Origin of the sequence: Rhizobium sp. S163, from assembly GCF_030380805.1 — a bacterium.
GTDB lineage: Bacteria > Pseudomonadota > Alphaproteobacteria > Rhizobiales > Rhizobiaceae > Rhizobium.
Genome location: NZ_JAUDSA010000038.1, coordinates 193,646 through 218,426, shown reverse-complemented (window position 1 = coordinate 218,426; position 24,781 = coordinate 193,646). Strand labels below are relative to the sequence as shown.

At 62.6% G+C, this 24,781-nt stretch carries 24 protein-coding genes; 9 read left to right on the top strand and 15 right to left on the bottom strand.

The features are described from left to right. Positions 1–232: 232 nt before the first annotated feature. Together leuC and QTL96_RS30015 are read left to right on the top strand one after the other, a co-directional pair. Positions 233–1,642: a 3-isopropylmalate dehydratase large subunit gene (gene leuC / locus QTL96_RS30020; RefSeq protein WP_111562604.1), complete on the top strand. Its 1,410-nt coding sequence runs from the start codon at positions 233–235 to the stop codon at positions 1,640–1,642. 239 nt (positions 1,643–1,881) lie between these two features. Next, positions 1,882–2,412 carry a histidine phosphatase family protein gene (locus QTL96_RS30015; RefSeq protein ID WP_289730299.1) on the top strand — a complete coding sequence of 177 codons (531 nt, stop codon included), beginning with the start codon at positions 1,882–1,884 and terminating at the stop codon, positions 2,410–2,412. 251 nt (positions 2,413–2,663) lie between these two features. Here QTL96_RS30015 and QTL96_RS30010 read toward each other — a convergent pair whose 3' ends face one another. The 5 genes from QTL96_RS30010 to ccmA form a co-directional block, all read right to left on the bottom strand. After that, the gene (locus tag QTL96_RS30010; RefSeq protein ID WP_289730298.1) at positions 2,664–3,314 is read right to left on the bottom strand and encodes a DsbE family thiol:disulfide interchange protein; all 651 of its coding nucleotides are present in this window, start codon (positions 3,312–3,314) and stop codon (positions 2,664–2,666) included. Continuing rightward, entirely contained in the window at positions 3,311–3,502 is a 192-nt protein-coding gene (gene ccmD, locus QTL96_RS30005) for a heme exporter protein CcmD (RefSeq protein ID WP_289730297.1), read from the bottom strand. The genes QTL96_RS30010 and ccmD overlap by 4 nt, the downstream gene beginning before the upstream one ends. 4 nt (positions 3,503–3,506) lie before the next feature. Further along, entirely contained in the window at positions 3,507–4,268 is a 762-nt protein-coding gene (locus QTL96_RS30000) for a heme ABC transporter permease (RefSeq protein ID WP_289730296.1), read from the bottom strand. A gap of 47 nt (positions 4,269–4,315) precedes the next feature. Then, positions 4,316–4,975 carry a heme exporter protein CcmB gene (gene ccmB, locus QTL96_RS29995; protein ID WP_018902259.1) on the bottom strand — a complete coding sequence of 220 codons (660 nt, stop codon included), beginning with the start codon at positions 4,973–4,975 and terminating at the stop codon, positions 4,316–4,318. A gap of 469 nt (positions 4,976–5,444) precedes the next feature. Further along, a complete protein-coding gene (ccmA, locus tag QTL96_RS29990; RefSeq protein ID WP_289730295.1) occupies positions 5,445–6,092 on the bottom strand; it encodes a heme ABC exporter ATP-binding protein CcmA in 648 nt (215 codons plus the stop codon). A 256-nt stretch (positions 6,093–6,348) separates the two neighbouring features. Here ccmA and acnA point away from each other — a divergent pair, with 256 nt between their 5' ends. The 3 genes from acnA (at position 6,349) to QTL96_RS29975 (ending at position 10,923) form a co-directional block, all read left to right on the top strand. Continuing rightward, positions 6,349–9,039 carry an aconitate hydratase AcnA gene (gene acnA / locus QTL96_RS29985; protein WP_289730294.1) on the top strand — a complete coding sequence of 897 codons (2,691 nt, stop codon included), beginning with the start codon at positions 6,349–6,351 and terminating at the stop codon, positions 9,037–9,039. 273 nt (positions 9,040–9,312) lie between these two features. Continuing rightward, on the top strand, positions 9,313–10,050 hold the full coding sequence (locus tag QTL96_RS29980) for a thioredoxin family protein (protein ID WP_047508816.1): 738 nt from the start codon (positions 9,313–9,315) through the stop codon (positions 10,048–10,050). 471 nt (positions 10,051–10,521) lie between these two features. Beyond that, positions 10,522–10,923 carry a DUF2794 domain-containing protein gene (locus QTL96_RS29975; protein WP_018902263.1) on the top strand — a complete coding sequence of 134 codons (402 nt, stop codon included), beginning with the start codon at positions 10,522–10,524 and terminating at the stop codon, positions 10,921–10,923. Between the two features lie 6 nt (positions 10,924–10,929). Here QTL96_RS29975 and QTL96_RS29970 read toward each other — a convergent pair whose 3' ends face one another. Then, positions 10,930–11,487: a GNAT family N-acetyltransferase gene (locus tag QTL96_RS29970; RefSeq protein WP_289730293.1), complete on the bottom strand. Its 558-nt coding sequence runs from the start codon at positions 11,485–11,487 to the stop codon at positions 10,930–10,932. Positions 11,488–11,652: 165 nt separating this feature from the next. Beyond that, positions 11,653–12,876, bottom strand: coding sequence for an argininosuccinate synthase (locus tag QTL96_RS29965; RefSeq protein ID WP_289730292.1), 1,224 nt, complete (start codon positions 12,874–12,876; stop codon positions 11,653–11,655). Positions 12,877–13,139: 263 nt separating this feature from the next. Between QTL96_RS29965 and QTL96_RS29960 the strand changes: the two genes are divergently transcribed. Continuing rightward, positions 13,140–13,835 (top strand): hypothetical protein, encoded by a 696-nt coding sequence (locus QTL96_RS29960; protein ID WP_289730291.1) that lies wholly within the window; start codon positions 13,140–13,142, stop codon positions 13,833–13,835. Positions 13,836–13,851: 16 nt separating this feature from the next. Here the strand turns inward: QTL96_RS29960 and QTL96_RS29955 are convergent, their stop codons facing one another. The 3 genes from QTL96_RS29955 to QTL96_RS29945 are packed head-to-tail and all read right to left on the bottom strand — an operon-like array spanning position 13,852 to position 16,611. Further along, positions 13,852–14,898: a hypothetical protein gene (locus QTL96_RS29955; RefSeq protein ID WP_289730290.1), complete on the bottom strand. Its 1,047-nt coding sequence runs from the start codon at positions 14,896–14,898 to the stop codon at positions 13,852–13,854. Beyond that, the gene (locus QTL96_RS29950) at positions 14,895–15,875 is read right to left on the bottom strand and encodes a hypothetical protein (protein ID WP_289730289.1); all 981 of its coding nucleotides are present in this window, start codon (positions 15,873–15,875) and stop codon (positions 14,895–14,897) included. The genes QTL96_RS29955 and QTL96_RS29950 overlap by 4 nt, the downstream gene beginning before the upstream one ends. Further along, entirely contained in the window at positions 15,865–16,611 is a 747-nt protein-coding gene (locus QTL96_RS29945) for a hypothetical protein (protein ID WP_289730288.1), read from the bottom strand. Before QTL96_RS29945 ends, QTL96_RS29950 begins: the two co-directional genes overlap by 11 nt. 223 nt (positions 16,612–16,834) lie before the next feature. On the opposite strand from QTL96_RS29945, the gene QTL96_RS29940 reads away from it, so the two are divergent. Then, positions 16,835–17,686 (top strand): SDR family NAD(P)-dependent oxidoreductase, encoded by an 852-nt coding sequence (locus QTL96_RS29940; RefSeq protein ID WP_289730287.1) that lies wholly within the window; start codon positions 16,835–16,837, stop codon positions 17,684–17,686. 98 nt (positions 17,687–17,784) lie between these two features. Then, entirely contained in the window at positions 17,785–18,426 is a 642-nt protein-coding gene (locus tag QTL96_RS29935; protein ID WP_289730286.1) for a LysE family translocator, read from the top strand. 68 nt (positions 18,427–18,494) lie between these two features. On the opposite strand, the gene QTL96_RS29930 is transcribed toward QTL96_RS29935, so the two are convergent. From QTL96_RS29930 to QTL96_RS29910, 5 genes are all read right to left on the bottom strand, one after another. Further along, complete coding sequence (locus QTL96_RS29930) at positions 18,495–19,289, bottom strand: ABC transporter ATP-binding protein (protein ID WP_289730285.1); 795 nt, start codon at positions 19,287–19,289, stop codon at positions 18,495–18,497. Continuing rightward, the gene (locus QTL96_RS29925) at positions 19,286–20,167 is read right to left on the bottom strand and encodes an ABC transporter permease (protein ID WP_037181912.1); all 882 of its coding nucleotides are present in this window, start codon (positions 20,165–20,167) and stop codon (positions 19,286–19,288) included. The genes QTL96_RS29930 and QTL96_RS29925 overlap by 4 nt, the downstream gene beginning before the upstream one ends. A gap of 399 nt (positions 20,168–20,566) precedes the next feature. Continuing rightward, the gene (locus tag QTL96_RS29920; RefSeq protein ID WP_111562622.1) at positions 20,567–21,523 is read right to left on the bottom strand and encodes an ABC transporter substrate-binding protein; all 957 of its coding nucleotides are present in this window, start codon (positions 21,521–21,523) and stop codon (positions 20,567–20,569) included. Between the two features lie 107 nt (positions 21,524–21,630). Then, positions 21,631–22,866 carry a 23S rRNA (adenine(2503)-C(2))-methyltransferase RlmN gene (gene rlmN, locus QTL96_RS29915; protein ID WP_018902275.1) on the bottom strand — a complete coding sequence of 412 codons (1,236 nt, stop codon included), beginning with the start codon at positions 22,864–22,866 and terminating at the stop codon, positions 21,631–21,633. Between the two features lie 407 nt (positions 22,867–23,273). Then, entirely contained in the window at positions 23,274–23,828 is a 555-nt protein-coding gene (locus QTL96_RS29910; protein ID WP_018902274.1) for an invasion associated locus B family protein, read from the bottom strand. Positions 23,829–24,160: 332 nt separating this feature from the next. Here QTL96_RS29910 and QTL96_RS29905 point away from each other — a divergent pair, with 332 nt between their 5' ends. Next, on the top strand, positions 24,161–24,721 hold the full coding sequence (locus QTL96_RS29905) for a sigma-70 family RNA polymerase sigma factor (RefSeq protein ID WP_289730284.1): 561 nt from the start codon (positions 24,161–24,163) through the stop codon (positions 24,719–24,721). Positions 24,722–24,781: the final 60 nt, after the last annotated feature.

The window sequence follows — 24,781 nt, the reverse complement described above, 5'->3', positions numbered from 1 at the left end:
TGGTAAGTGACTGCTCATGGAATCCAAGTTCAGTTGCATTGGGGCGCATATTTTCGTGCTGCAGGATCACTACCGCCTGCCGGCACGCTTCTTTGCGACCGTTTCCGGTGCGCTCAACAGCCGACTTCGTTGATCCGTTTCTGATCGACCGACGGCCGGTGGCCTATGCGCCGCCAAGCTCCATACCCCCACTGCAAGCAAACGCCCTTTGCATAATAACGGATGTATCGCCATGAGCGCACCTCGTACCCTCTACGACAAGATCTGGGACGACCACCTGGTCGATCAACAGGACGACGGCACCTGTCTTCTCTACATCGACCGCCACCTGGTCCACGAAGTCACCTCGCCGCAGGCCTTCGAAGGCCTGCGCATGACGGGCCGCAAGGTTCGCGCGCCTGAAAAGACGCTCGCGGTCGTTGACCACAACGTGCCGACCTCTCCCGATCGCCATCTCGGCATCAAGAACGAGGAAAGCCGCATCCAGGTCGAGCAGCTGGCGATCAACGCGGCCGAGTTCGGCGTCGAATATTATTCGGCGAGCGACAAGCGCCAGGGCATCGTCCACATCATCGGACCGGAACAGGGCTTCACCCTGCCGGGCATGACGATCGTCTGCGGCGACAGCCACACCTCGACGCACGGCGCCTTCGGCTCGCTGGCGCATGGCATCGGCACGTCGGAAGTGGAACACGTTCTGGCCACCCAGACGCTGATCCAGAAGAAGGCGAAGAACATGCTGGTGCAGGTCGACGGCGTGCTGCCGGCCGGCGTCACCGCCAAGGACATCGTGCTCGCCATCATCGGCGAAATCGGCACGGCAGGTGGTACCGGCTACGTCATCGAATATGCTGGCGAAGCCATTCGCGCGCTGTCGATGGAAGGCCGCATGACGATCTGCAACATGTCGATCGAAGGCGGCGCCCGCGCCGGCCTGATCGCGCCTGATGACGTCACCTACGAGTACATCAAGGGCAAGCCGCGCGCGCCGAAGGGCGAAACGCTCGACCAGGCGATCAAATACTGGAACACGCTGAAGTCGGACGAAGGCGCCCACTACGACCGCGTCGTCACGCTCAACGCCGCCGAACTGCCGCCGATCGTCTCCTGGGGCTCCTCGCCCGAGGACGTCATCTCGGTGCAGGGCATCGTTCCGAACCCGGATGAAATCGCCGACGAGAACAAGCGTACGTCGAAGTGGCGCGCGCTTGATTACATGGGCCTGAAGCCGGGCACGAAGATCACCGACATCGCCGTCGACCGCGTCTTCATCGGCTCGTGCACCAACGGCCGCATCGAGGACCTGCGCGCCGCCGCCAAGGTCGTCGAAGGCAAGACCGTTGCCGGCACCGTCAGCGCCATGATCGTTCCGGGCTCCGGCCTCGTCAAGGAACAGGCGGAAGCCGAAGGCCTCGACAAGATCTTCAAGGCCGCCGGTTTCGACTGGCGCGAGCCTGGCTGTTCCATGTGTCTCGCCATGAACGACGACCGCCTGAAGCCGGGCGAGCGTTGCGCATCGACCTCCAACCGCAACTTCGAGGGACGCCAGGGCTTCAAGGGCCGCACCCACCTGGTGTCGCCCGCCATGGCAGCAGCAGCGGCCATCGCCGGCCACTTCGTCGATATCCGCGAGTGGAACTGAGAGCTTTCGGCCTCTCCCAGTGATGGGCGGGGCCGGATTGCATGAATTGCGATGGACGGGTTAACCCCCGTCCATTTTGTTTGAGCCGGCACTCTCGATCCCTCATCCCGGCCTTGAGCCGGGATCCAGCGGCGTCGCGTCCGCGGCGCGGAAGAGTTTTTCCACCCCAAGGACTTGGGGTGGCTGGATCCCGGCACAAGGCCGGGATGAGGGAGGGTAAGCCTCTTCCGGAGGGCATCATGACGCCAGACACCACGGCCCCAAGATACCGCCTGCTTTTGCTGCGCCATGCCAAATCCGCCTGGCCCGAGGGTGTCGACGACCATGATCGTCCGCTCGGCGGCCGTGGTTTGAAGGCTGCGCCGCTGATGGGGCGCTATATGGCCCGCGAGGGGCTGGTTCCCGATCTGGCGCTGATCTCCACGGCGCGGCGCACGCAGGAGAGCTGGGCGCTGGTTGGTGCCGAGCTGCCTGATGATATCGAGCGGCGGGATGTGGGGGAGATCTACGAGGCGGCGGCGGAGCGGATTGCGGCGGTTGTTCGTGGTGTCGATGCTGCTGTGCGGACGCTGCTGGTCGTTGGGCATAATCCGGGGTTGCAGGAGTTGGCGATCGCTCTTGCTTCGGATGGGGAGAGACTTGCCGGGGTCAGGGAGAAATTTCCGACGGGGGCTTTGGCGGTGATTGATTTCGCGGTGGCCTGGGGGGATGTGACTGTTGGGAGTGGGGTGTTGGAGAGGTTTGTGGTGCCGCGGTCTTTGGTGGGGTGATTTGGGGGTGGGGGTGTGGTTGGCGCGGTGGGGTTTTGCCGTGGCTGGCGTTGGCGCCTGGAGCCCCCTCATCCGCCTGCCGGCACCTTCTCCCCGTTGGGGAGAAGAGACTTGTGGTGGGCCGCTCGCGCCGACCTCTTCCCTTCGCCCCAACGGGGAGAAGGTGGCCCGAAGGGTCGGATGAGGGGGCTACAAGCGCAAAGGCTCACCATCTCGCAGGCGCTGCAGGCAAAACCTTACCAAAGTCGTCCTTACGACCCAGCCTTCCCCAAAGCCTTCTCCATCGCTGGATAAAGCCCCTCTTTCAAACTGATATCGTCGAACGGTCCAACCCGCTTGTAGAGGATCGTACCATCCGGCCCGACGAGGTAGCTTTCGGGGATGCCGTAGACGCCCCAGTCGATGGCGGCCTGGCCCTTGGGGTCGATGCCGATCGCCTTGTAGGGGTTGCCGAGTTCGCCGAGGAAGCCCAGCGCGTTGTCGTTCTTGTCCTTGTAGTTGATCGCGACAATATTGAGCCGGCTATCTTTTGCCAGTTCCTTCAATATCGGATGCTCCTCGCGGCAGGGAATGCACCAGGAGGCGAAGACGTTGACCAGCGTCAGCTTGCCCTGGACGGCAGCGTCGGTGAGCGCCGGCAGGTTGGCGCCCTCCAACGGCGGCAGGTCGAGCGAGGGGGCCTTGGTGTTGAGCAGCGCCGAGGGAATCTCGGAGATGTTCTTGCCGTGCACATCCTGGTCGTAGAGCATCTTGCCCGCCGTGCCGGCAATGCCGGCGAAGACGAGAAGCGGGATCAGCGCGAAGGCGTAGCGGCCTAGGCCGCGCTTTTCCTTCCGCGCTTCTGGCTGTGTCCCCTGGGGCGCGGCAGACGGCGTCGGCTCGGTGTTCGGCGCGTCGGTCATGCGTTGGCCTTCGCTTCGGGCGCATCCTTGGCGCGGGCGGAGCGGCGGCGGATGCCGGAGGCTTCGAGCGCTTTGAGTTCGCGGCGGCGGGCGCGGCCGTCGAGCCATGTCCAGAGCGTCACGGCGATGGTGACGAGGCCGGCGAAGAGGTAGGAGCCGTAGACGTAGAAGGCGTAGGACTGTGTCATCTCTTTAACCCTCGCGGCTTGCCAGGCGCGCGGCGAGCCGGCGCTGGGCGGCGATGCGGCGGCGCCAAATCTCGTTGCGGATCGCCATCACATGCAGCGTCAGGAACAGCATGGTGAAGGCAATCGCCATGACCAGCAGCGGGCGAAGGAATTCCGGGTCGATCGCCGGGCCGTCGAGGCGCAGCACGCTTGCCGACTGATGCAGCGTGTTCCACCAGTCGACGGAGAACTTGATGATCGGGATATTGACGAAGCCGACGAGGATCAGGACGGCCGAGAGGCGGGCGGCCTTGCTCGGGTCTTCCATGGCGCGGTTGAGCGCGATCAGGCCGAGATACATCAGGAAGAGAATGAAGACGGAGGTGAGCCGCGCATCCCAGACCCACCACGTCCCCCACATCGGCTTGCCCCAGAGCGAGCCGGTGACGAGCGCGATCAGCGTGAAGGCGGCGCCCAAGGGCGCTGCGGCCTTGGCCGAGACATCGGCCAGCGGGTGGCGCCAGACGAGCGTGCCGATCGCCGACAGGCTCATGATCGTATAGCCCATCATCGACAGCCAGGCTGCCGGCACGTGGATATACATGATGCGGACGGTTTCGCCCTGCTGGTAGTCGCTTTCGGTCGTGAAGCTGAGATACAGCCCCACGATGAAACAGAGGGCAGTGAACCCGGCCATCCACGGGATGAGACGATTGGCGAGCGCCAAGAACCGCGTGGGATTGGCGAGATCGCTGAATTTGGTGATGGCAAGGCTATTCTCGGTCATGCCGTCTCCTTAGCGCGATCCGCCGCCACGGGCAATCAAGCCGATGATCAATCCGATGTGTTGCGCAACGCCAGCGCCGCCGCCGCCGGGCCGATGACGGCGAAGAACAGTGTGAGCGCGATCAGGATCAGGAAGGGCGGCAGGAAGGGCGCGGGTCCCTCGACGGCCGCGTAAGTGGCGCTGACGCCGAAGATCAGCACCGGGATGGTGAGCGGGAGTACCAGGATCGACACCAGCAACCCGCCGCGCGGAAGCGCCACGGCAACCGCCGCGCCGACCGCGCCGATCAGCGTGATGGCGGGCGTGCCGACCAGGAGCGTCAGCATGGTGGCGCCGATCGCCTTCTCGCTCATGTTCATGAAGAGGCCAAGCAGCGGCGAGGCGATCACCAGCGGCAGGCTGGTGGCAAGCCAGTGGGCGAGGCACTTGACGAGAACGGTCAAGACCAGCGGCGTCTCTTGCATCAGCATCAGATCGAGCGCGCCATCGTCGCGTTCCGCCTGGAAGAGGCGATCGAGGCCGAGAAGGGCTGCGAGCAGCGCGCCGATCCAGACGATGGCAGGGCCGATGCGGGCGAGCAGGGCAAGATCCGGGCCGACGCCGAAGGGGATGACGGCGACGACGGTGAGGAAGAACAGCACGCCGACGAGAGCGCCACCGCCGGCGCGGATGGAGAGTTTCAGGTCGCGGAAGAGGAGGGCGGTCATGGGTGGGCCCTCTTTGGGGTGGGGAGGTGGTGGCCTGTGGCGAGGGTGGTGGGTGGGGTGTTCGAGAGGTTGGTGGGTGCGATACCCCCCTCTGTCCTGCCGGACATCTCCCCCACAAGGGGGGAGATCGACTCGTTGCGATGTTTACGCCAACCAATGAAGGTGGAACGACCGGTTGCGCCCAGCCAATCTCCCCCCTTGTGGGGGAGATGCCCGGCAGGGCAGAGGGGGGTAATCCTGGCGCGACGGTGGCTACGAAGGAACAACACGGCCTCGGCGGGTGCCGCTGAAGTCCCCTCCCCAACCCCTCCCCACAAGGGGGAGGGGCTAAGCTGGGGCGCCGTAGAATTCCCGCATTTCATCTTCGTACCGGTTGATAGGTTGGTGTTCTGCCGAGCGGTTGCGGCAGGAAAGCCCCTCCCCCTTGTGGGGAGGGGTTGGGGAGGGGTTTTTATTGCAACCATCGCCATCACCCCCACACCCCATCACTCACCCCCGAAAACCCCGCCATCCGCAACTCCCTGGCATCGCTCAGCCCCAACGGCTGGTGCGTCGCCGCAATCACGATGCCGCCAGCCCCACGGTGCGCCTCGATCAACCCGGCGAAGAGCTGGTCGGCGCTGGCGTCGAGGGCTGCGGTCGGTTCGTCGAGGATCCAGACGGGGCGGTGGGAGACGAGCAGCTTGGCGAAGGCGAAGCGGCGTTGTTGGCCGGCGGAGAGGTAGCCGAAGGGGAGATGGGTGATGCCTGACAGCCCCACCGCGTCGGCGGCGTCTTCGATCGACATGCCGGTTCCGCCGCCCATGTCGCCCAAATAGCGGCGCCAGAAAGCGAGGTTCTCGTCCACCGTCAGCTCGCTCTTCATGGCGTTGCGATGGCCGAGATAGTGGCTGATCTCGGGGAGCCGGATGTCGGTGTCGCCGTTCGCGTTCGTGACAGTGATCGTGCCTGTTTCCTGCCGCAGCAGGCCGGCCAGCACGCGCAGCAGGGTCGACTTTCCGGAGCCGTTTTTGCCAGTCAAAACCAGGGCTTCGCCTGAGGTCAGGCCAAAGGACACGCCTTCGAAAATCAGCTCTTCGCCCCTGAAGGTTGCGAGATCGGAGGCTTGGAGATGCATGGGGGTTCCGGGGTTCAGGTTTTCAGTCATGCGACGCAAAAAAATCAAAAATGGTGGGCGCCTCTCTGGCAGCTTTCGCCGAAACTATCTATATGTTGATTACCACGCCAGCGGTCGGCGTGAATTTCATCCTAGCGCCGAACATGAGGTCTGACTTCATGTGCGGACCGCGGAAATGGCCGTACCCGCATCCTGATGTGCCTTTAGTGCATAGGCGTCCGCACAATTGTGTTCGCGATCAGAAACGGGGTCTCTCGTGTCTAAATCACTTGATAGCTTTAACTGTCGTTCCGTCCTTACCGTCGATGGCAAGGACTATGTCTATTTCAGCCTGCCGAAGGCAGAGGCAAACGGCCTGCCCGGCGTTTCCAAGCTTCCCTATTCGATGAAGGTTCTGCTCGAGAACCTGCTGCGCTTCGAGGACGGCCAGTCGGTCACCAAGGAACACATCCTTGGCGTCGCCGAATGGCTGAACAACAAGGGCACGGTCGAAAACGAAATCGCCTATCGCCCGGCGCGCGTTCTGATGCAGGACTTCACCGGCGTTCCCGCCGTCGTCGACCTTGCCGCGATGCGCGACGCGATGGTGTCGCTCGGCGGCGATCCGGAGAAGATCAACCCGCTGGTGCCCGTCGATCTCGTCATCGACCACTCCGTCATCGTCGACGAATTCGGCACGCCGCAGGCATTCTCCAGGAATGTCGAGCTCGAATACCAGCGCAACGGCGAGCGTTATCGCTTCCTGAAGTGGGGCCAGCAGGCCTTCCAGAATTTCCGCGTTGTGCCCCCCGGCACCGGCATCTGTCACCAGGTCAATCTCGAATATCTCGGCCAGACCGTCTGGACGAAGGAAGAGGACGGCGAGACGATCGCTTACCCGGATACTTGCGTCGGCACGGACAGCCACACGACGATGATCAACGGTCTCGGCGTTCTCGGCTGGGGCGTCGGCGGTATCGAGGCGGAAGCGGCCATGCTCGGCCAGCCGGTGTCGATGCTTCTGCCTGAAGTCATCGGCTTCAAGCTGACGGGCAAGCTCAAGGAAGGCGTGACCGCGACCGACCTCGTGCTGATGGTCGTGCAGATGCTGCGCAAGAAGGGTGTCGTGTCGAAGTTCGTCGAATTCTTCGGCCCCGGCATGGACAACATGCCGCTCGCCGACCGCGCGACGATCGGCAATATGGGCCCGGAATACGGCGCCACCTGCGGCTTCTTCCCTGTCGATGGCGAGACCATCAACTACCTCACCATGTCCGGCCGTTCGCATGACCGCATCGCGCTGGTCGAAGCCTATTCGAAGGCGCAGGGCATGTGGCGCGAAGGCGATGGCTCCGATCTCGTCTTCACCGATACGCTGGAGCTCGATCTCGGCGATGTCGTACCCGCCATGGCCGGCCCTAAGCGTCCCGAGGGCCGTATCCCGCTGGAAAACATCGCGTCCGGTTTCGCCGGCTCGATGGATGCCGATTACAAGAAGCCCGGCCAGCTCTCCAACCGCTATGCGGTGGAAGGCACGGATTTCGATCTCGGCCATGGCGATGTGGCGATTGCCGCCATCACGTCCTGCACCAACACGTCGAACCCATCAGTCCTGATCGCCGCCGGCCTGCTTGCCCGCAATGCCGTTGCCAAGGGCCTGAAGACCAAGCCTTGGGTGAAGACCTCGCTGGCGCCTGGGTCGCAAGTGGTCGGCGAGTATCTGGCGAAATCCGGCCTGCAGGCCGATCTCGACAAGCTCGGCTTCAACCTCGTCGGCTTCGGCTGCACGACGTGCATCGGCAACTCCGGCCCGCTGCCGGCGCCGATCTCGAAGACGATCAACGACAAGGGCCTGATCGTCTCAGGCGTTCTCTCCGGCAACCGCAACTTCGAAGGTCGTATCTCGCCCGACGTGCAGGCGAACTATCTGGCCTCCCCGCCGCTCGTGGTCGCCTACGCGCTGGCTGGCACGGTGCAGAAGGACCTGACCAAGGAGCCGATCGGCGAGGACCAGAGCGGCAACCCCGTCTATCTGAAGGACATCTGGCCGACCTCGCACGAAGTGCAGGCCTTCATCCAGAAATACGTCACCCGCGAACTCTACGAGACGAAATATGCCGACGTCTTCAAGGGTGATGCCAACTGGCAGGCCGTGCAGGTTCCTCCGGGCCAGACCTACGCCTGGGACGACAACTCGACCTATGTGCAGAACCCGCCCTACTTCGTGGGGATGGGCAAGACCGGCTCCGGCGTTTCCGACATCAAGGGTGCGCGCGTCCTTGGTCTCTTTGGCGACAAGATCACCACCGACCACATTTCTCCGGCCGGTTCGATCAAGGCGGCCTCGCCGGCCGGCGCGTACCTCTTGGAGCACAATGTAGGCGTCGCCGACTTCAACCAGTACGGCACGCGGCGCGGCAATCATGAAGTGATGATGCGCGGCACCTTCGCCAACATCCGCATCCGCAACCACATGCTCGGCCCGAACGGCAAGGAAGGTGGCTACACTATCCACTATCCGTCGAAGGAAGAGGAATCGATCTACGACGCTGCCATGCAGTACAAGGCGGAGGGCGTTCCGCTCGTCATCTTCGCCGGTGTCGAATATGGCAACGGCTCGTCGCGCGACTGGGCGGCGAAGGGCACCAACCTGCTCGGCGTCAAGGCAGTCATCGCGCAGAGCTTCGAGCGCATCCACCGCTCGAACCTCGTCGGCATGGGCGTCATCCCCTTCGTCTTCGAGGAGGGTACGACCTGGGCGACGCTGGGGCTGAAGGGCGACGAGACGGTCACCATCGAGGGGCTGGAGAACATCAAGCCGCGCGAGAAGAAGATCGCGAAAATCACCTATGGCGACGGCACCGTGAAGGACGTTCCGCTGCTCTCGCGCGTCGATACGCTCGACGAGGTCATCTACCTCAACAATGGCGGCATCCTGCAGACGGTGTTGCGAGATCTCGCAGCCTGATCGGCGCTGATTTTTAAGACATGCCTGATAATGGCCGCCGGAAAGCGATTTCCGGCGGTTTTTTCGTGTTCGGGAGGGCTGCAAGCGGCCTGCCTCACGGCGAAGTGTTGCGGAGTTGTCCCACGCGGGCTCTGTCTCACCCGTTCGTGATTTTTCGTTTGGATCGGGAGCGATTATCTCTAGGTTGAAGAGACGGAGCCCTTGCGTGCGTGTCTGGCCAGCGATTTGAGCCGGCGTTTCGGCAAGGTGGAGAGGAAAAGAGGTAGAGGTGCAATGTCGCCGCGGTTTTTGATTTCGCTGATTGCAGGTGTGGCTCTGGCGAGCCCTTTGCTCGCCGAGGAGGCGCCCAAAGGCGTTGTCGAACTGTTCACCTCCCAGGGTTGCGCCTCGTGCCCTCCCGCCGATGCGGCCTTTCGCAAGCTCGTTGAGCGCGGCGACGTCATCGCTCTCGCCTATCACGTCGATTACTGGAACTACATGGGCTGGGCCGATACGCTGAGCTCGAAGGAAAACACCGAGCGCCAGTACGGCTATGCGAAGACCATGGGCCGCGCCAATGTCTACACGCCGCAGGTAGTGGTGAACGGCCGCGATCACGTCATGGGCTCGGACATCGGCGGCATCGAGAAGAAGGTCGACGGCTTTCTCACCGGCGGCGAAGGGCTGACCGTTCCCATCAAGGCCGAGGTCAAGGGCGATCAGCTCGAGATCAACGTCGCGCCGGGCCAGGGCAAGGCCAGTGTCGTCATGGTCTATTTCGATCGCGAAAAGACGATCGAGGTACAGAAGGGCGAAAACAGCGGCCAGAAGATCGCCTATACGCACAGCGTTTCGGATGTCGAAACGGTTGGGATGTGGGACGGCAAAGAAACAAAGCTGACGCTGCCCGCCACCGTGCTGCAAAAGCCCGATCTTGAGGGATGCGCTGTGCTGCTTCAATCGTCGACGACCGACGGAACGCCATCGGCGATCCTTGGCGCCACAGTGGTCATGGCCGGCAAGAACATCTGAGCCGTTAGGCATAAGCATGTCGCGCAAAAGTGTGCAGCGGTTTTGCGGCGACGACATGCGACAAAACAAAGACTTGAAGCGTGACAAGCAAATCCGAAGGATTGCGACACGCTTCCAAGAATTTCATCTGTCTTTTCAGGTGGAAGCGGGGCGGCCCGACTGATCGTATTCGGGGCTGGGGTTAAGGTCGATACGATCAGCCGGGCCCTTTGGCGCGCTGGCGCCAAACAGTCACATCTCCTCCAAAGTGCCGAAAGAAGATGCGCAGAATTCAGTGTCGGCGAACCCGCTGAGGATGCGCCGGTCAAGTGCGAGCGAATTTCACTTTTAATTGAGGCGCTGTTTTGACTGAAATGGGGCACGCGGCAGATTGCACAGACTATGCTTAATGCGCGCAAGGTCGCGCTTGCAATTTGTAAACGCTAAGGCAAACTGTCACCCGCGTGTCACGAACGGAGGCATTCGAGCCTGATGACAGATCAGCCGGATTTGCGGCGTGGGAATAATCGGGCCACCGACAGCGATTCCCCCGTCGTCGTGGATATCAGGGACTACAAGCAGAGCAAGGACCCGTTGCCGGTGACGTTTCACCGGCGAGAGCTGGATGCGATCCTGTGGATCTACGGGCGCATGGTCGGCGAAGGCGAGTGGCGGGATTACGCGATCGACCATCTGAAGGACCTTGCCGTCTTCTCCGTCTTCAAGCGCTCCGGCGAAATGCCGCTCTTCCGCATCGAAAAGAATCCCAAGCTCGCCGCCAAGCAGGGCGCCTATTCCGTCGTCAACACCCACGGCCAGATTTTGAAGCGCGGCCACGACCTGCAGCAGGTGCTGAAGGTGTTCAACAAGTCGCTGAAGCTCGTCGAGAAATAGGCGCTATCAACCGAGAAACAGCGTCGCCGGATAGGTGTCTGGATCGGGATCGGTCGCAGTGCCGTCGCCAAGCGCCCGCTGCATCAACATCGTGTCCAGCCAGCGCCCGTGCTTGAAGCCGGAGCCCTTGATACGGCCGATTTCCTCGAACCCATGGCTTGCATGCAGCGCGATCGAGGCCGGGTGCGCACCGCCGATCACGGCGATCATCTGGCGGAAACCGAGCGCCGTCGAGCGCGATATCAACTCCTCCAGCAACCGTTTGCCGATGCCCTTGCCCCGCGCCTCCGGCGCCAGATAGATCGAATCCTCAACCATGAACCGATAGGCCGGTCGCGTGCGGAACGCCGATGCATAGGCATAGCCGATAAGCGTGCCATGCTCGTCCACGGCGGCGATATAGGGGTAGCCCTTGTCGACAATGGCCCGGTATCGCGCCGCCATCTCGTCGCGATCCGGTGGGGCGATCTCGTAGCTCGCCACGCCATTCAGGACCGAGTCGCGGTATATGGCGGTGATGGCGTCGATGTCGGAGAGGGAAGCGTCACGGAGAAGAACGGGCATGGGGCGGGCCGGTGTCTGGAGGGGTGGTGTTGTTGCTTGAAGAGCATCCCGGGAGGCGGTTGGCAAGGGGAAAGCGGAGGGGCGGTGATGGTTGAGACAGGCACACCCAAATACAAAAAGGCCCGCACGAGGCGGGCCTTTCGAAACCAAATCGGCAGATGCCGCTTACTTGCCCAGATTGCGTTTGCCCAGCGTGCGCAGGCGCAGCGCGTTGAGCTTGATGAAGCCGGCGGCGTCCTTCTGGTCGTAGGCGCCCTGGTCGTCCTCGAAGGTGACGAGCGTGTCGGAGTAGAGCGACTTGTCGCTCTCGCGACCGATGATCATGACGTTGCCCTTGTAGAGCTTCAGCGTCACTTCGCCTTCGACATGCTCCTGGCTCTTGTCGATCAGCGCCTGCAGCATTTCGCGCTCCGGCGAGAACCAGAAGCCGTAATAGATCAGCTCGGCGTAGCGCGGCATGATCTCGTCCTTGAGGTGGGCCGCACCACGGTCGAGCGTGATGCTCTCGATCGCACGATGCGCGGACAGCAGGATCGTGCCGCCGGGGGTCTCGTAGACGCCGCGCGACTTCATGCCGACATAGCGGTTCTCGACGAGGTCGAGACGGCCGATGCCGTTGTCGCGGCCGTAGGTGTTGAGCGCTGCGAGCAGCGTCGCCGGGCTCATGCGCACGCCGTTGATCGAGACGGCATCACCCTTTTCGAAACCGACCTTGATAATGGTGGCTTTATCGGGTGCGGCTTCCGGCGAGATCGTGCGCATGTGCACGTATTCGGGGGCTTCGACTGCCGGATCTTCCAGAACCTTGCCCTCGGAAGAGGAGTGCAGCAGGTTGGCGTCGACGGAGAACGGCGCTTCGCCTTTCTTGTCCTTGGCAACCGGAATCTGGTGGGCTTCGGCAAAGGCGAGCAGGTCGGTACGCGACTTGAACGACCAGTCGCGCCAGGGAGCGATGATCTTGATGTCGGGGTTCAGCGCGTAGGCCGAAAGCTCGAAGCGAACCTGGTCGTTGCCCTTGCCGGTCGCACCGTGAGCAATGGCGTCAGCGCCGGTCTTCTTGGCGATGTCGATCAGGTGCTTGGAAATCAGCGGACGGGCGATCGAGGTGCCGAGCAGGTAGACGCCTTCATAGACGGCATTGGCGCGGAACATCGGGAAGACGAAATCGCGCACGAATTCCTCGCGCACATCCTCGATATAGATCTCCTTGATGCCGAGCATCTCGGCCTTCTTGCGCGCCGGCTCGAGCTCTTCGCCCTGTCCGAGGTCGGCCGTGAAGGTGACGACTTCGGCGTTAAGCTCGGTCTGCAGCCACTTCAGGATGATCGAGGTGTCGAGACCGCCGGAATAGGCGAGGACGACTTTCTTTACGTCTTTGTGCGATGCCATGATGATGAGATCCGTTGTGCCAGGAGGGTCGCGGCCAGCCGCAAGACCCGGTATCGCCGGGCACTTTTAGCGAGATTGACGCCGGACGCAAGGGCAAGGGCGTCGAGAAACATGGCAGCGCCAGGCGATGCGGCCAGCCCTGCGGCGAGGCAGGACATGGCGGCGGGCTTTGCGGAGCTGCAACTTTGACGCTTCGGGTTTAACTTCGGATTATCGAAAGATGCGTTAGGTGACAGGAAACAATTATTGCGGAGCCTGTCACAATGAAGCCTTCCTGCCGATCCCTGCTTTCAGCCGCCATCCTCTCCATCGCCTTCTCGGGAACAGCACTGGCCGACGTCACCGCGCGTTATGGAGAATTGCAGGCCGTCATCGACGCCATCAATGATCCGGATCCGCTGATGCGGCTTGCCCAGCTCGAGGAGATCCTGAAGAAGGGCAATGCCACCGAGGTGCAGCTGGCGATCCGCACCGCTTTTTCGCTTGAGGATCCCAACATCCGTTCCCTGGCTCTGCGGGCACATTTCGCCGGCTTCCGCACCTTCGTGATCACCGCCGAGTTGCCTGAAGAGATCAAGAAGACACTGGCGGGCGGAGATAAGAAGGCGGTGGATGAAATTAACCGCAGTGAGCTGTTTCGCTATTTCGAGGAAGCCGGATATCAGTTCAGCTTCCAGTCCGAATATCCGGGCAGCGACGCGCTGGAGTTCAAAGCGAAGCTGCTGAAAGATCGACGGACCGATCCAGACTATATGGGCTCCGGCAATATACGCGGCGGTATGATTACGATTGCCACACCCTTTACTTATGGAGTCAGTCGGCGCGCCTGCAGCTTTGAATTCACGAAGTATGAGGGTTTCACATTGAAGGGCTTCGGCAGTTGCAACATCAACGGCGGCTTCCTCTTTCCTGTTACCCTGCACCTGTTCGACGACACCAAGGTGGAAGCCAAGAACTAGTGCCGCCGATCGGCGGTTACCGGGTCATCATGGGCTCCAGGCTGTCGATCCGGTAATCAGCCGTCGCCGGGCCGGTGAGGGTGATGCGCAGTCGCGACACCCGCCTCGGCGACATCGGGCAGGCAAGGTCGTCGGAAAGCGCGCAGCGTGATCCCGGCACGAAACCTTGTCCGTCGCTGTCGGCCTCGACAATCAGGCTTCCCTGCCCGGCAAGCCCCTGCCCCTTGACGCGCAATCCCGCGATGTCCGAAAGCCTGTCCATCTCGACGACGAAGGTCACGCGGTCTCTGTCCGGCGCCACGTGCAGCGCCGACGATCCGGCAAGGAACGCGCCGATGCCGTTATCCTTCTGCGACACGCGTCCCTTCATCAGCATCATGTTGCCGAATGAGCCGTCCGGCCGCTGCTCGGCCTCGACGGGTTCGGCCGACAGCTTCTGCAGTTCCGCCGCGATCCGGTCGTAGCGCAGCGCCACTCCCACACCCTCATCGGTATCGACCTCGTAGAGCATGGCAATCGGCCGCCCGTTATAGATGATCGTTCCGCCGCTCATCCCCTTCTGGAAGGATGCCGACGCATCGACCGGCGCAAGGGCGATGATCTGCCCGCCCCCGCTATCACGCGACAAGGCGCGGAAGGCGACGGCGAGCGACTGGCGCTCCGCGGGCGTGGTTATTTCCAGCGTTGCCTGCTTGATGCTGTCGATGATCGGCTGCAGCGGCGTGGCCCGGACCCGGTCCCTGCTGCATCCCTCCTTGGCGATCGTTCCGCGAACGGTCAGGAACGCAAGATCGAGCGTTTCGTCTATCGCCGCCACCGGCGCCTCGGTCGGATGCAGCCGCCCCTGGCTGTCGAGAAGATCGGGTGCCGCCAGTTTTCCGTCGGACATCTCGACGACATGACGCGGCGTGGCGATGCGGCATCGACCGGACACGTCGAGAAACAGCCAGCCCTGTCCGAACGTGTCGTCGCCTCTGGCAAGCAGCACCGTTTCCGCCCGGGCCGGCAGGCAGGCGAATGCCAGGAACAGGGCGATGGTGGCGGTGTGTCTCTTGTGTGTCATGAGCGTGCCCCTCGCTTTGCTCCGCTGATTGCGCGCCGTCGGCCCCGCTTTCCTTTCGCGCCGGGAAAAACCAGATCGGCGGCGCCGATGACCTTCGGGACAAGGAACAGGAGAAGCGCGAGCGACAGCTGTATCTTCAGGAAACCCGGATCGTTGACGACCTGGACGAACAGGCTGAGGTCGATACGGCTGATGCCGGTCCTGGCGCCCGGCGTCGTTACGCCCAGCTGCCGGGATTCGGTGGAGACGAAGACGGAGAAGCCGGGCTTTTCCGAGAGATCGATGAAACCGAACATCGCGCCTGCCGGATCCAATCCCATCTCCTGGCGCGCGCCCTCGACCGGACGATCGCTCTCGATGAAACTGCCCGGCGGAATTTCCATGCCCTCGACGGCCGCGTAGATCGCCCCGCTGCGGCCGAAAAGCGGCACATCGATCGTGCGTCCGAACACGTCGAGAGTGGCCGAAAGCAGGATTGGCCCAGGGCCGTCGCTGCGCATCGAAAACGGCGAGCCGATCTTTCCCGGACCCCAGATAGGCAGCCGGTTGGCGAGCAGCCCGGCGGCACAGGACGGATCCCTGAACATCAGCAGTTCACCGTCGAAGGGGACGGTCTCGCCTGTCGATAGGCGCAGCTCTCCGGCTCCCTCCACCGTGACCTGAAGCGGTGCCTGCTCCACGCGCTGATAGCTGACCTCCGCGCCGATGCCCGGCAACACGGCGCCATCGCCGCATTGGCCGTCACGGCTGCCATCGGGCCAGCTGCTGATCCGAAGGCCCTGGGCATAGATGATGGCGAGTTCGGGATTGAACACATGAAAGGTCACGAGCTCGCTCTCGGCCTTGATCGATGTCATCGTCCTGGGCTGGCCATAGAACCAGAACAGTCCCCAGATGGCGCCGAATGCCAGCACCGTCGCAAGCAGGAGCGAGGCGCAGCCATGCAGCCAGGGCAGTTGTCTCAACCTATTCAACATGGACGGCGTAACGCTGCTCTGTTGCCTGGCCGGTCAGCCCCTTCACGCCGATGACGAGATTGACCGTCTTGCCTTTCACCGCGTCTGGAACCTCTATCTCGCAGACGTGGGAATAGGTCACCCGGGCACCACCGGCCGGCTTGCGGCAGGTGCCGCGTTCGGCAAGGCCACCGTCAGTCGTCTGCAGGTTTGCCAGCACCTTGCTCTGGCTGACGTTGACATAAGCGACGAGCTTGCGCTCCGCGCTCTCCGCTCCGATGATCCCCGGCACATAGACCTTGCCGGCGGCATCGTTGCAATCCTCCGCCAGGGTGGCGAGCATCAGCACGCTTGCGGCATCATAGGCATCGAGCTGCTCCGTATAGCGTGTGGAGATCGGCACCGTCGGCGGGACATCGAAGGCCTTGCTGGCGCGATACATGTTGGCGGCCCAATACCGCCCGTCATCGGTGACGACGCGCACGCAGATCATCGCCGGCGTAGCCGCTTCGTTCCTGAGAAGGCCGAGCTTGAGATCGTTGAACACACGGGACGACGCCTTGCCGGCATAGACGAGCCCGGAGAGAAACTGTCCGTTCACCTGCGTGTTGCCGGCGTAACGTTCCGTAAAGCCCGGCGCATTGGCAAGTTCGAGAACGGAGCCCTGCTCGGCCGCCTGTAGGCCGCCGCCGCCATTCATTGCCAGGAACAACGCGGAAAAAACGTGAACCGCCAAACACTTGCCTGTAAAACGCATGAAACCAACCCCGATAAACTCCGCGGGCAAGCTGGCTCAACAGGCTCTAATTTTCGCTTAAGAACACGCTTTGATTGTGACAATATCCGGGGATTGCCGCATGGCACCCGCCTTGGGGAACTGTTCGGACTCCGGCATTCACACCGCGACGTCCGCGGCGTTTGACTTGCTTTCGCGGATTGCCATATCTGCCGTCTTATCAAAAGCGAGGAGAACCCAAGCCGTGACCGATCTCACCAATATCATCAAGCCCTCCAACGTTGCCGTCATCACCGGTGGCGCCTCGGGCATCGGCCTGGCGGCCGCCAAGCACTTTGCAAGCAAGGGCATGAATGTCGTCATCGCCGACCTCGGCGCCGATAGACTGGCCGCGGCGGCAAAGGCGGTCGCGGCTGTTTCCGGTGACGACCGTGTCTTGGCCGTCGAGACCGATGTCTCCGACAAGGCCGCACTTCAGACGCTGGAGCGGCAGGTCGTCGAGCGTTTCGGCAAGGTGCATGTGCTGATGAACAATGCCGGCATCGGGCCGGAGACCTCGATCTTCAGCGACGACAGCGGCTGGGACGCGATCCTCGGCGTCAACCTGATGGGCGTGGTCAACGGTACCCGCGCCTTCGGCCTCAATATGCTCGCCCATGGCGAACCGGGCCTGATCATCAACACCGGCTCCAAGCAGGGCATCACCACCCCTCCCGGCAACCCCGCCTATAATGTCTCGAAGGCTGGCGTGAAGGTCTTCACCGAGGCGCTGGAGCATGAGCTGCGCAACACCGAGGGCGGCAAGCTTTCCGCTCACCTCCTGATCCCCGGCTTCGTCTTCACCGGGCTTTCCAAGGGTTTCGGCGGTGAGAAGCCGGCCGCTGCCTGGACCGCCGAGCAGACCGTCGACTTCATGATCGAGAGCCTCGAGAAGGGCGATTTCTACATCCTCTGCCCCGATAACGACGTCGCCCGCCCGGTCGACGAGCGCCGCATGGCCTGGGCCGTCGGCGACATCATCGAGAACCGCCCCCCGCTGTCGCGCTGGCATCCCGATTACGCCGAGCGCTTCAAGGCGTTTCTTGAGGGCAAGTAACGGCTGAAGCGATCGGGCCTATTAGAAGGTTTGATTGGTGCATTCCTTGAAAAACGGATATGAGACATTGCTTTCATAACCGGCTTTACGAGTGTGCCATGGATTTTCTGCCGAGCCTGCCGACGCTTCTCGCCTTCGCCGCCGCCACGCTTTTGCTGGCCGCCACGCCCGGCCCCGACATGACGCTATCGATCAGCCGATCGCTGGCGCAGGGAACCAAGGCCGCGCTCTTCGTGGTGCTCGGCACCAGCCTCGGCATCGTCGTTCACACGATGCTGGTCGCCTTCGGCATCTCGGCGCTGATCACAGCCTCTCCCACCGCCTTCCTGATTTTGAAGACGGGCGGTGCTGGTTATCTGTTGTGGCTCGCCATTCAGGCCGTGCGCTATGGCTCGAAGCTCTCGATCAAGAAGGTCGACGAGGCCAAGGCGACGCCGCTTGCCAACATCTCCTCCGGCTTCTGGGTCAACCTTCTGAACCCCAAGGTCATCATCTTCTTCATGACCTTCCTGCCGCAGTTCGTCAGCGCCGGTGATCCCGCGGTGACGCAAAAGCTGATCTTCTTCGGCTTCTGCTTCATCCTGATCGGCATGCCCGTCAACGCCGCCGTGGTCTTCGCCGCCGATTGGCTGGCCGGCTGGCTGCAGAACAACAGGAAGGTTCTGCGCGGGATGGACTACACCTTCGCCGGCGTCTTCTCCGTCTTCGCGGCGAAGATCCTGCTCACCCAGGCACGCTGACATCAATAAAAACCCCGGGAGCGCCCCGGGCTCATTTGCCGGTCCCGGGGTGAATGTCATCTTCGCAATCAGCCAATCAGCAGCGCGTCGTCGTCGAGCGTCTGGCCGCGCATCTTGCGGAACATGTCGATCAGGTCCTCGACGCTGAGATCCTTGCGGCTGTCGCCGGAGACGTCGAGCATGATCTCGCCGCCATGCAGCATGATGGTGCGGTGGCCGTAGTCCAGCGCCTGGCGCATGGAATGCGTCACCATCAGCGTCGTCAGCTTGCGCTCCGAGACCACCCGGTCGGTCAACCCCATGACGAACTCGGCCATCCCTGGGTCGAGTGCCGCCGTATGCTCGTCGAGCAGCAACACCTCGGAGCCGGCAAGCGTCGCCATGACCAGCGAGATCGCCTGGCGCTGACCGCCGGACAACAGATCCATGCGGTCCTTCATGCGGGTCTCAAGACCGAGATTGAGCTCGGCGATGCGTTCGCGGAAATGCTCGCGCCGGCGTGGCCCGAGCGCCGATGTCAGCCCCCGCCGCTCGCCGCGACGTGCCGCCAGCGCCAGGTTCTCCTCGATCGACAAGGCGCCGCAGCTCCCCGTCAGCGGGTCCTGGAAGACGCGGGCGACGAGGCCGGCGCGGGCGGCGGTCGGCTTGCGGGTCACGTCGGTGTGGCCGATCATCACTTGTCCTTCGCTGGCGAGCACATCGCCGGCGAGTACGCCAAGCAGCGTCGACTTGCCGGCGCCGTTGGAGCCGATGACGGTCACGAACGAGCCTTCCTCGATCGTCAGGTTGACGCCATTCAGCGCCTGCTTCTGCAGCGGCGTACCCTTGCCGAAGACGACCTTGATATCCTTGAGCGAAATCATGACGAGGCACCTCCGCGCCGCAGGCGGGGAAGGACGAGCGCCACCGTGACAAGGACAGCGGTGACGAAATTGAGGTCGGAGGCCTGCAGGCCGATCACGTCGCTGGAAAGCGCCAGCTGGATGGCGATGCGGTAGAGGATCGAGCCGATGACACAGCCGATCAGCGCGATCAACAGTCCGCGCTTCCCGAGCAGCGTCTCGCCGATGATGACGGCGGCCAGACCGACGACGATGGTGCCGACACCGGAGGTCACGTCGGCAAAACCGTTGGTCTGCGCAAACAGCGCGCCGCCGAGGGCCACCAACGCGTTGGAGATCGCCATGCCGAGATAAATCTGGCGGTTGGTGTCGACGCCCTGTGCGCGGGCCATGCGGGCATTCGCGCCGGTGGCGCGCATCGCCAGGCCGGAATCGCTTTCGAGGTAGCGCCAGACGACGATGACGGCGATGACGACAAGCACGCCGACGAAGAGCGGGCGCACGTAGAAATCGCGCAGGCCATGGCCGAAGAACGGGCTGATCATCGTATCGGCATTGATCAGCGCCACGTTCGGCTTGCCCATGACGCGCAGGTTCACGGAAAACAGCGCAATCATCGTCAAGATGGATGCGAGAAGGTTGAGGATCTTGAAGCGCACGTTGAGCATGGCGGTTACCATGCCGGCCGCAGCCCCCGCCGCCATGGCGATCAGCGCCGCCAGCCAGGCATTGACGCCTGCGATGATCAGCACCGCGGTGACGGCGGCGCCAAGCGGAAACGAGCCGTCGACGGTCAGATCCGGAAAATCGAGCACACGGAATGCGAGGTAAACGCCGAGCGCGACGAAGGCATAGACCAGCCCCAGCTCCACGGCTCCCCAGAATGCGATCTGACTCAAGGCTTTTGCCCTTTCTTGTGGTGTTTCCGTGGACAAGACCCTCTCTGGCCTGCCGGCCATCTCCCCCACAAGGGGGGAGAAGACCCGTGGCACTCGATTGCCTCAATTGGGCGCCGAGGGCTCGTCCAGGTTAAGCCCTCCCCCTTGTGGGGAGGGTTGGGGAGGGGTCTTTATTCCAAGGCGGTAAGGTCCGCTATCTTACTCGATCGTCTTCATCTCTATGCGATCAGCCGCCCCCGTGCAAACGGGAGCGGCTGCAACTGTTATCCCCCTCATCCCGGCCTTGTGCCGGGATCCAGCAGCATCGCGTCTGCGATGCGGAAGAGTCTTTTCAACCCAAGGACTTGGGTTGGCTGGATCCCTGTGACGAGCACAGGGATGAGGGCGGAGAATATGTCCTCAGTCGATCGTCTTCGTCGCGCGCTTCAGCACGCTCTCAGGCAGCGTCACGCCCATCTTGGCGGCGGCGCCCTTGTTGATGACGAGATCGCTGCCGGCGGCGACCTTGACCGGGATGTCGCCAGGGTTCTCACCCTTGAGGATGCGAACGACGATTTCGCCGGTCTGCTTGCCGACGTCGTAGTAGTTGAAGCCGAGAGCGGCGACCGAGCCGCGCGAGACGGAATCCGTGTCGGCGGTGAAGAGCGGCAGCTTGGCCTCTTCGGCAACGGCAACCGCACCCTCGAGCGCCGAGATGATCGTGTTGTCGGTCGGGATGTAGATCGCATCGGCACGGCCGACGAGCGCGCGGGCCGCACCCTGCACTTCGGCGGACTTGGTGGCGGCGGATTCGACGACCTTGAGGCCGGCCTTTTCAGCCTCGACCTTGAGGACGGCGAGCAGCGATACCGAGTTCGCTTCGCCGGAATTGTAGAGGTAGCCGATGGTCTTGGCGTTCGGCAGGATTTCCTTGATCAGCGCCACATGCTCGGCAACCGGCGACATGTCGGAAAGGCCGGTGACGTTGCCGCCGGGCTTGTCCATGTTCTTGACCAGCTGCGCGCCGAGTGGATCGGACACGGCGGTGAAGACTACCGGGATATCGCGGGTCGACGAGACCACGGCCTGCGCCGAAGGAGTGGAGATCGGAACGATGACGTTGGGGCCGTCACCGGCGAACTGGCGGGCGATCTGGGCCGCGGTCGCAGGATTACCCTGCGCCGACTGGAAAACGAACTTCAGGTTCTCGCCTTCCTTGTAGCCGGCAGCCGTGAGCACGTCGAGAACACCCTTGCGGGCAGCGTCAAGCGCCGGATGTTCGACGATCGCGGTGACCGCAACGGTCACGTCTTCGGCTTTCGCGGGAAGGGAAAGGGCAAGGGTCGCGGCCACGGCAGCGAGCAGTACAGAACGCATGAGTATCCTCCAATAATGCTTTTGGGCCGCTTTTAGAAAAAGCGGCCCATGAAATCAATCATTAGAAAATACTGTGAGGATCAAACTTGCTGATCGGTCACCAGCACTCAGTCATCCGAGCCGTGGTTGGCAATCATCATCGCTTCGAAGGCCAGGCGCTCGGTCTTGCGCATGCGTTCCGATTCCGACTTCAGCTGGCCGCAGGCGGCGAGAATGTCGCGGCCGCGCGGCGTGCGGATCGGCGAGGCATAGCCGGCCGAATTGATGAAATCGGCGAACTTCTCGATCTGCGCCCAGTCGGAGCACTGGTAGTTGGTGCCCGGCCATGGGTTAAACGGGATGAGGTTGATCTTCGCCGGCACGCCCTTGAGCAGCTGGATCAGCCCCTTGGCGTCTTCCAGGCTATCGTTGACGTCCTTCAGCATCACATATTCGAAGGTAATGCGCCGGGCGTTCGAAAGCCCCGGATACTTGCGGCAGGCGTCGATCAGTTCCTTCAGCGGATACTTCTTGTTGATCGGCACCAGGATGTCGCGCAGGTCGTCGCGCACCGCATGCAGCGAGATCGCCAGCATGACGCCGATCTCGTCGCCGGTGCGGAAGATTTCCGGCACGACGCCCGAGGTCGAGAGCGTGACGCGGCGCTTGGAGAGCGACAATCCGTCGCCGTCGGTGGCGATCAGGAGCGCCTGCTTGACGCTGTCGAAATTGTAGAGCGGCTCGCCCATGCCCATCATCACGATGTTACTGACCTTGCGGCCCTCGGCCGGCATGATCGTGCCCTGCGGCGCTTCGCGATCCGGGAAATCGCCCAGCCGGTCGCGCGCGAGCAGGAGCTGCGACAGGATTTCTTCCGCCGTCAGGTTGCGCACCAGGCGCTGCGTGCCGGTGTGACAGAAGGAACAGGTGAGCGTGCAGCCGACCTGGCTGGAGATGCAGAGCGTACCACGGCCCTCTTCGGGGATATAGACCGCCTCGATCTCGACGGGGCGACCGGCACCGCGCGCCGGAAAGCGCAGCAGCCACTTGCGGGTACCGTCGTTGGAGACCTGCTCCTCGACGATCTCGGGTCTTGCGATGGTGAAGTGCGTCTTCAGCGTCTCGCGCATGTCCTTGGAGATATTGGCCATGTGGTCGAAGTCGGAGACCCCGCGCACATAGATCCAGTTCCAGAGCTGCGCGACGCGCATCTTGATCTGCTTTTCCGGCACGCCCTTTTCGCGCAGCGCAGCGCCCATCTCCTCGCGGGTGAGGCCGATCAGCGACGGCTTCGGCAATGCTTCACCGCGCGCCGGCTGGTTGCCTGCGGGCTTGAGAACGGTCATCGCATCCATGACGGACATTTAATCTAATCCCGAATTCAACATGCGATCCTCCCGATAGTCCGAATGACTGGCGGGCGGAGCGGGCATGAAGGCAGAAAGTGAATGCGGAACTTGGCGGCCGAGCCGCGATCCATCCGCTGTTGTGCGCGCCTTTAGCATCATTTTTGCCATCCGTCACTATAGATGGAAACGACGAAGGCCGGCGCAAGGGGACGGGGTGTGGTTTGGCGACTTATGGATAAAGCCGTCGGCGCTTTACCGCGTGGCCCCCTCATCCGACCCTTCGGGCCACCTTCTCCCCGCTGGGGCGAAGGGAAGGTCGGCGCGAGCGGCCAACCACGAGTCTCTTCTCCCCAGCGGGGAGAAGGTGCCGGCAGGCGGATGAGGGGGCCACACGGCACCACCTCTCCGCCCAGAATCACAACTTACTTGCAGCTTTCAATCTGCTTCAGCGAAGCCGAAATGCCGGCCAGCGAATAGCTGTAGGAGGTCGCCGTGCCCTTGCGCGAGGTGGCGTTGACGGTCATCGAGTGGCCGCCCTTCATGGCGGCGACCAGTGCCGGCTCCTGCGCGGCGTTCTCGACCCAGCCGGCCTTGTCCTTGGTGAACATCACGAAGGTCTTGTTGTCGATGACGACGTTGATCTTCGAGGCGTCCTTGACGGTGTAGCCCATCATCGCCTGCGGCTCGTAGGAGATGTTCTGGCCGGGGCGCTGCGAGACGATGAAGAAGTTCTCGCCGTGGTCGATGCCGGCGGGCTTCTTTTCGGTCGGCACCGAGAGGACGTAGCAGACGGTGCTGTTGCCCTGCTTGTAGGAATAGGCGCCCCATGCCTGGAACTGCTGGATGCGGGTCGGCGCGGTGGAAGCGGCGGCGGCTGGCTGCTGCGCGGCGGCTGCGGGCTTCTTGGACTGTGCGGATGCGATGCCGGCGCCGGCGAGAACGAGGGAAAGGGCGAGTACGGTACTTTTTACAAACATGGATATTCCTGCCGGTTCTTGCGATTCGAGCCCGAGCGAGCGGGCGGCGCATAATCACGATCTGCTTTATTTTGACTTAATTCAGGTTACCAAAGCGTCAACGCAGGCCGCGAGAAGTCCGTGCCTGTGCCATTTCCACCCGGGTGTCAATGTTGAGCGCCGGATTAACGCTCGGGATGATGTAGTCCGGAAATGATCTGAAACCATCGCTCTTAAGGAATTTAAGACATAAAGATAACGGCAAGAGTTTGACGTTTCGAAAAACCGATGTACGTGAATAAGGAGTGGAAATCCGTCAAGGATTTCATCGAGCCAGGGGGCTTTCGAACGGAATGGACGCCGAGGACAAACAGCGCTTCGCTACCCTGGCTGGGGCTGTGGCGGAACGCCGCGACCAGCAGGCGTTCGCCATCCTGTTCGACTACTTCGCTCCACGCCTGAAATCCTGGCTTCTCAGGCAGAAAATGACCGCAAGCGAGGCCGAAGAGCTCGTCCAGGAGGTCATGATCGTGCTCTGGCACAAGGCCGATCTCTACGACGCAACGCGCTCGTCGCTCTCCACCTGGCTCTTCCGCATCGCCCGCAATCGCCGCATCGACCTGCAGCGCCGCGCCCGCGCCCGCATCCTCGACGAGGACGATCCGGCGCTGCAGCCGACCGCCGAGATCGGCGCCGACGAGCTGGTCGCCAATGGCGATCGCGATGCACAAGTTCGTGAAGCGGTGAGCCAATTGCCCGAAGAGCAACGCGAAATGCTCCGCGCCGCCTTCTTCCTCGGCCAATCCCACTCCGAAATCGCCGAATCGACCGGCCTGCCGCTCGGCACCGTCAAATCCCGCATCCGGCTCGCCTTCGGCAAGCTGAAGAAGGTGCTGGAAGCGGAAAACGCCTGAGCCGAACCGCCAACGCGCCCTTGCAACGAAGGGAAGAGTAGTATCAGATGCCTTCATCCA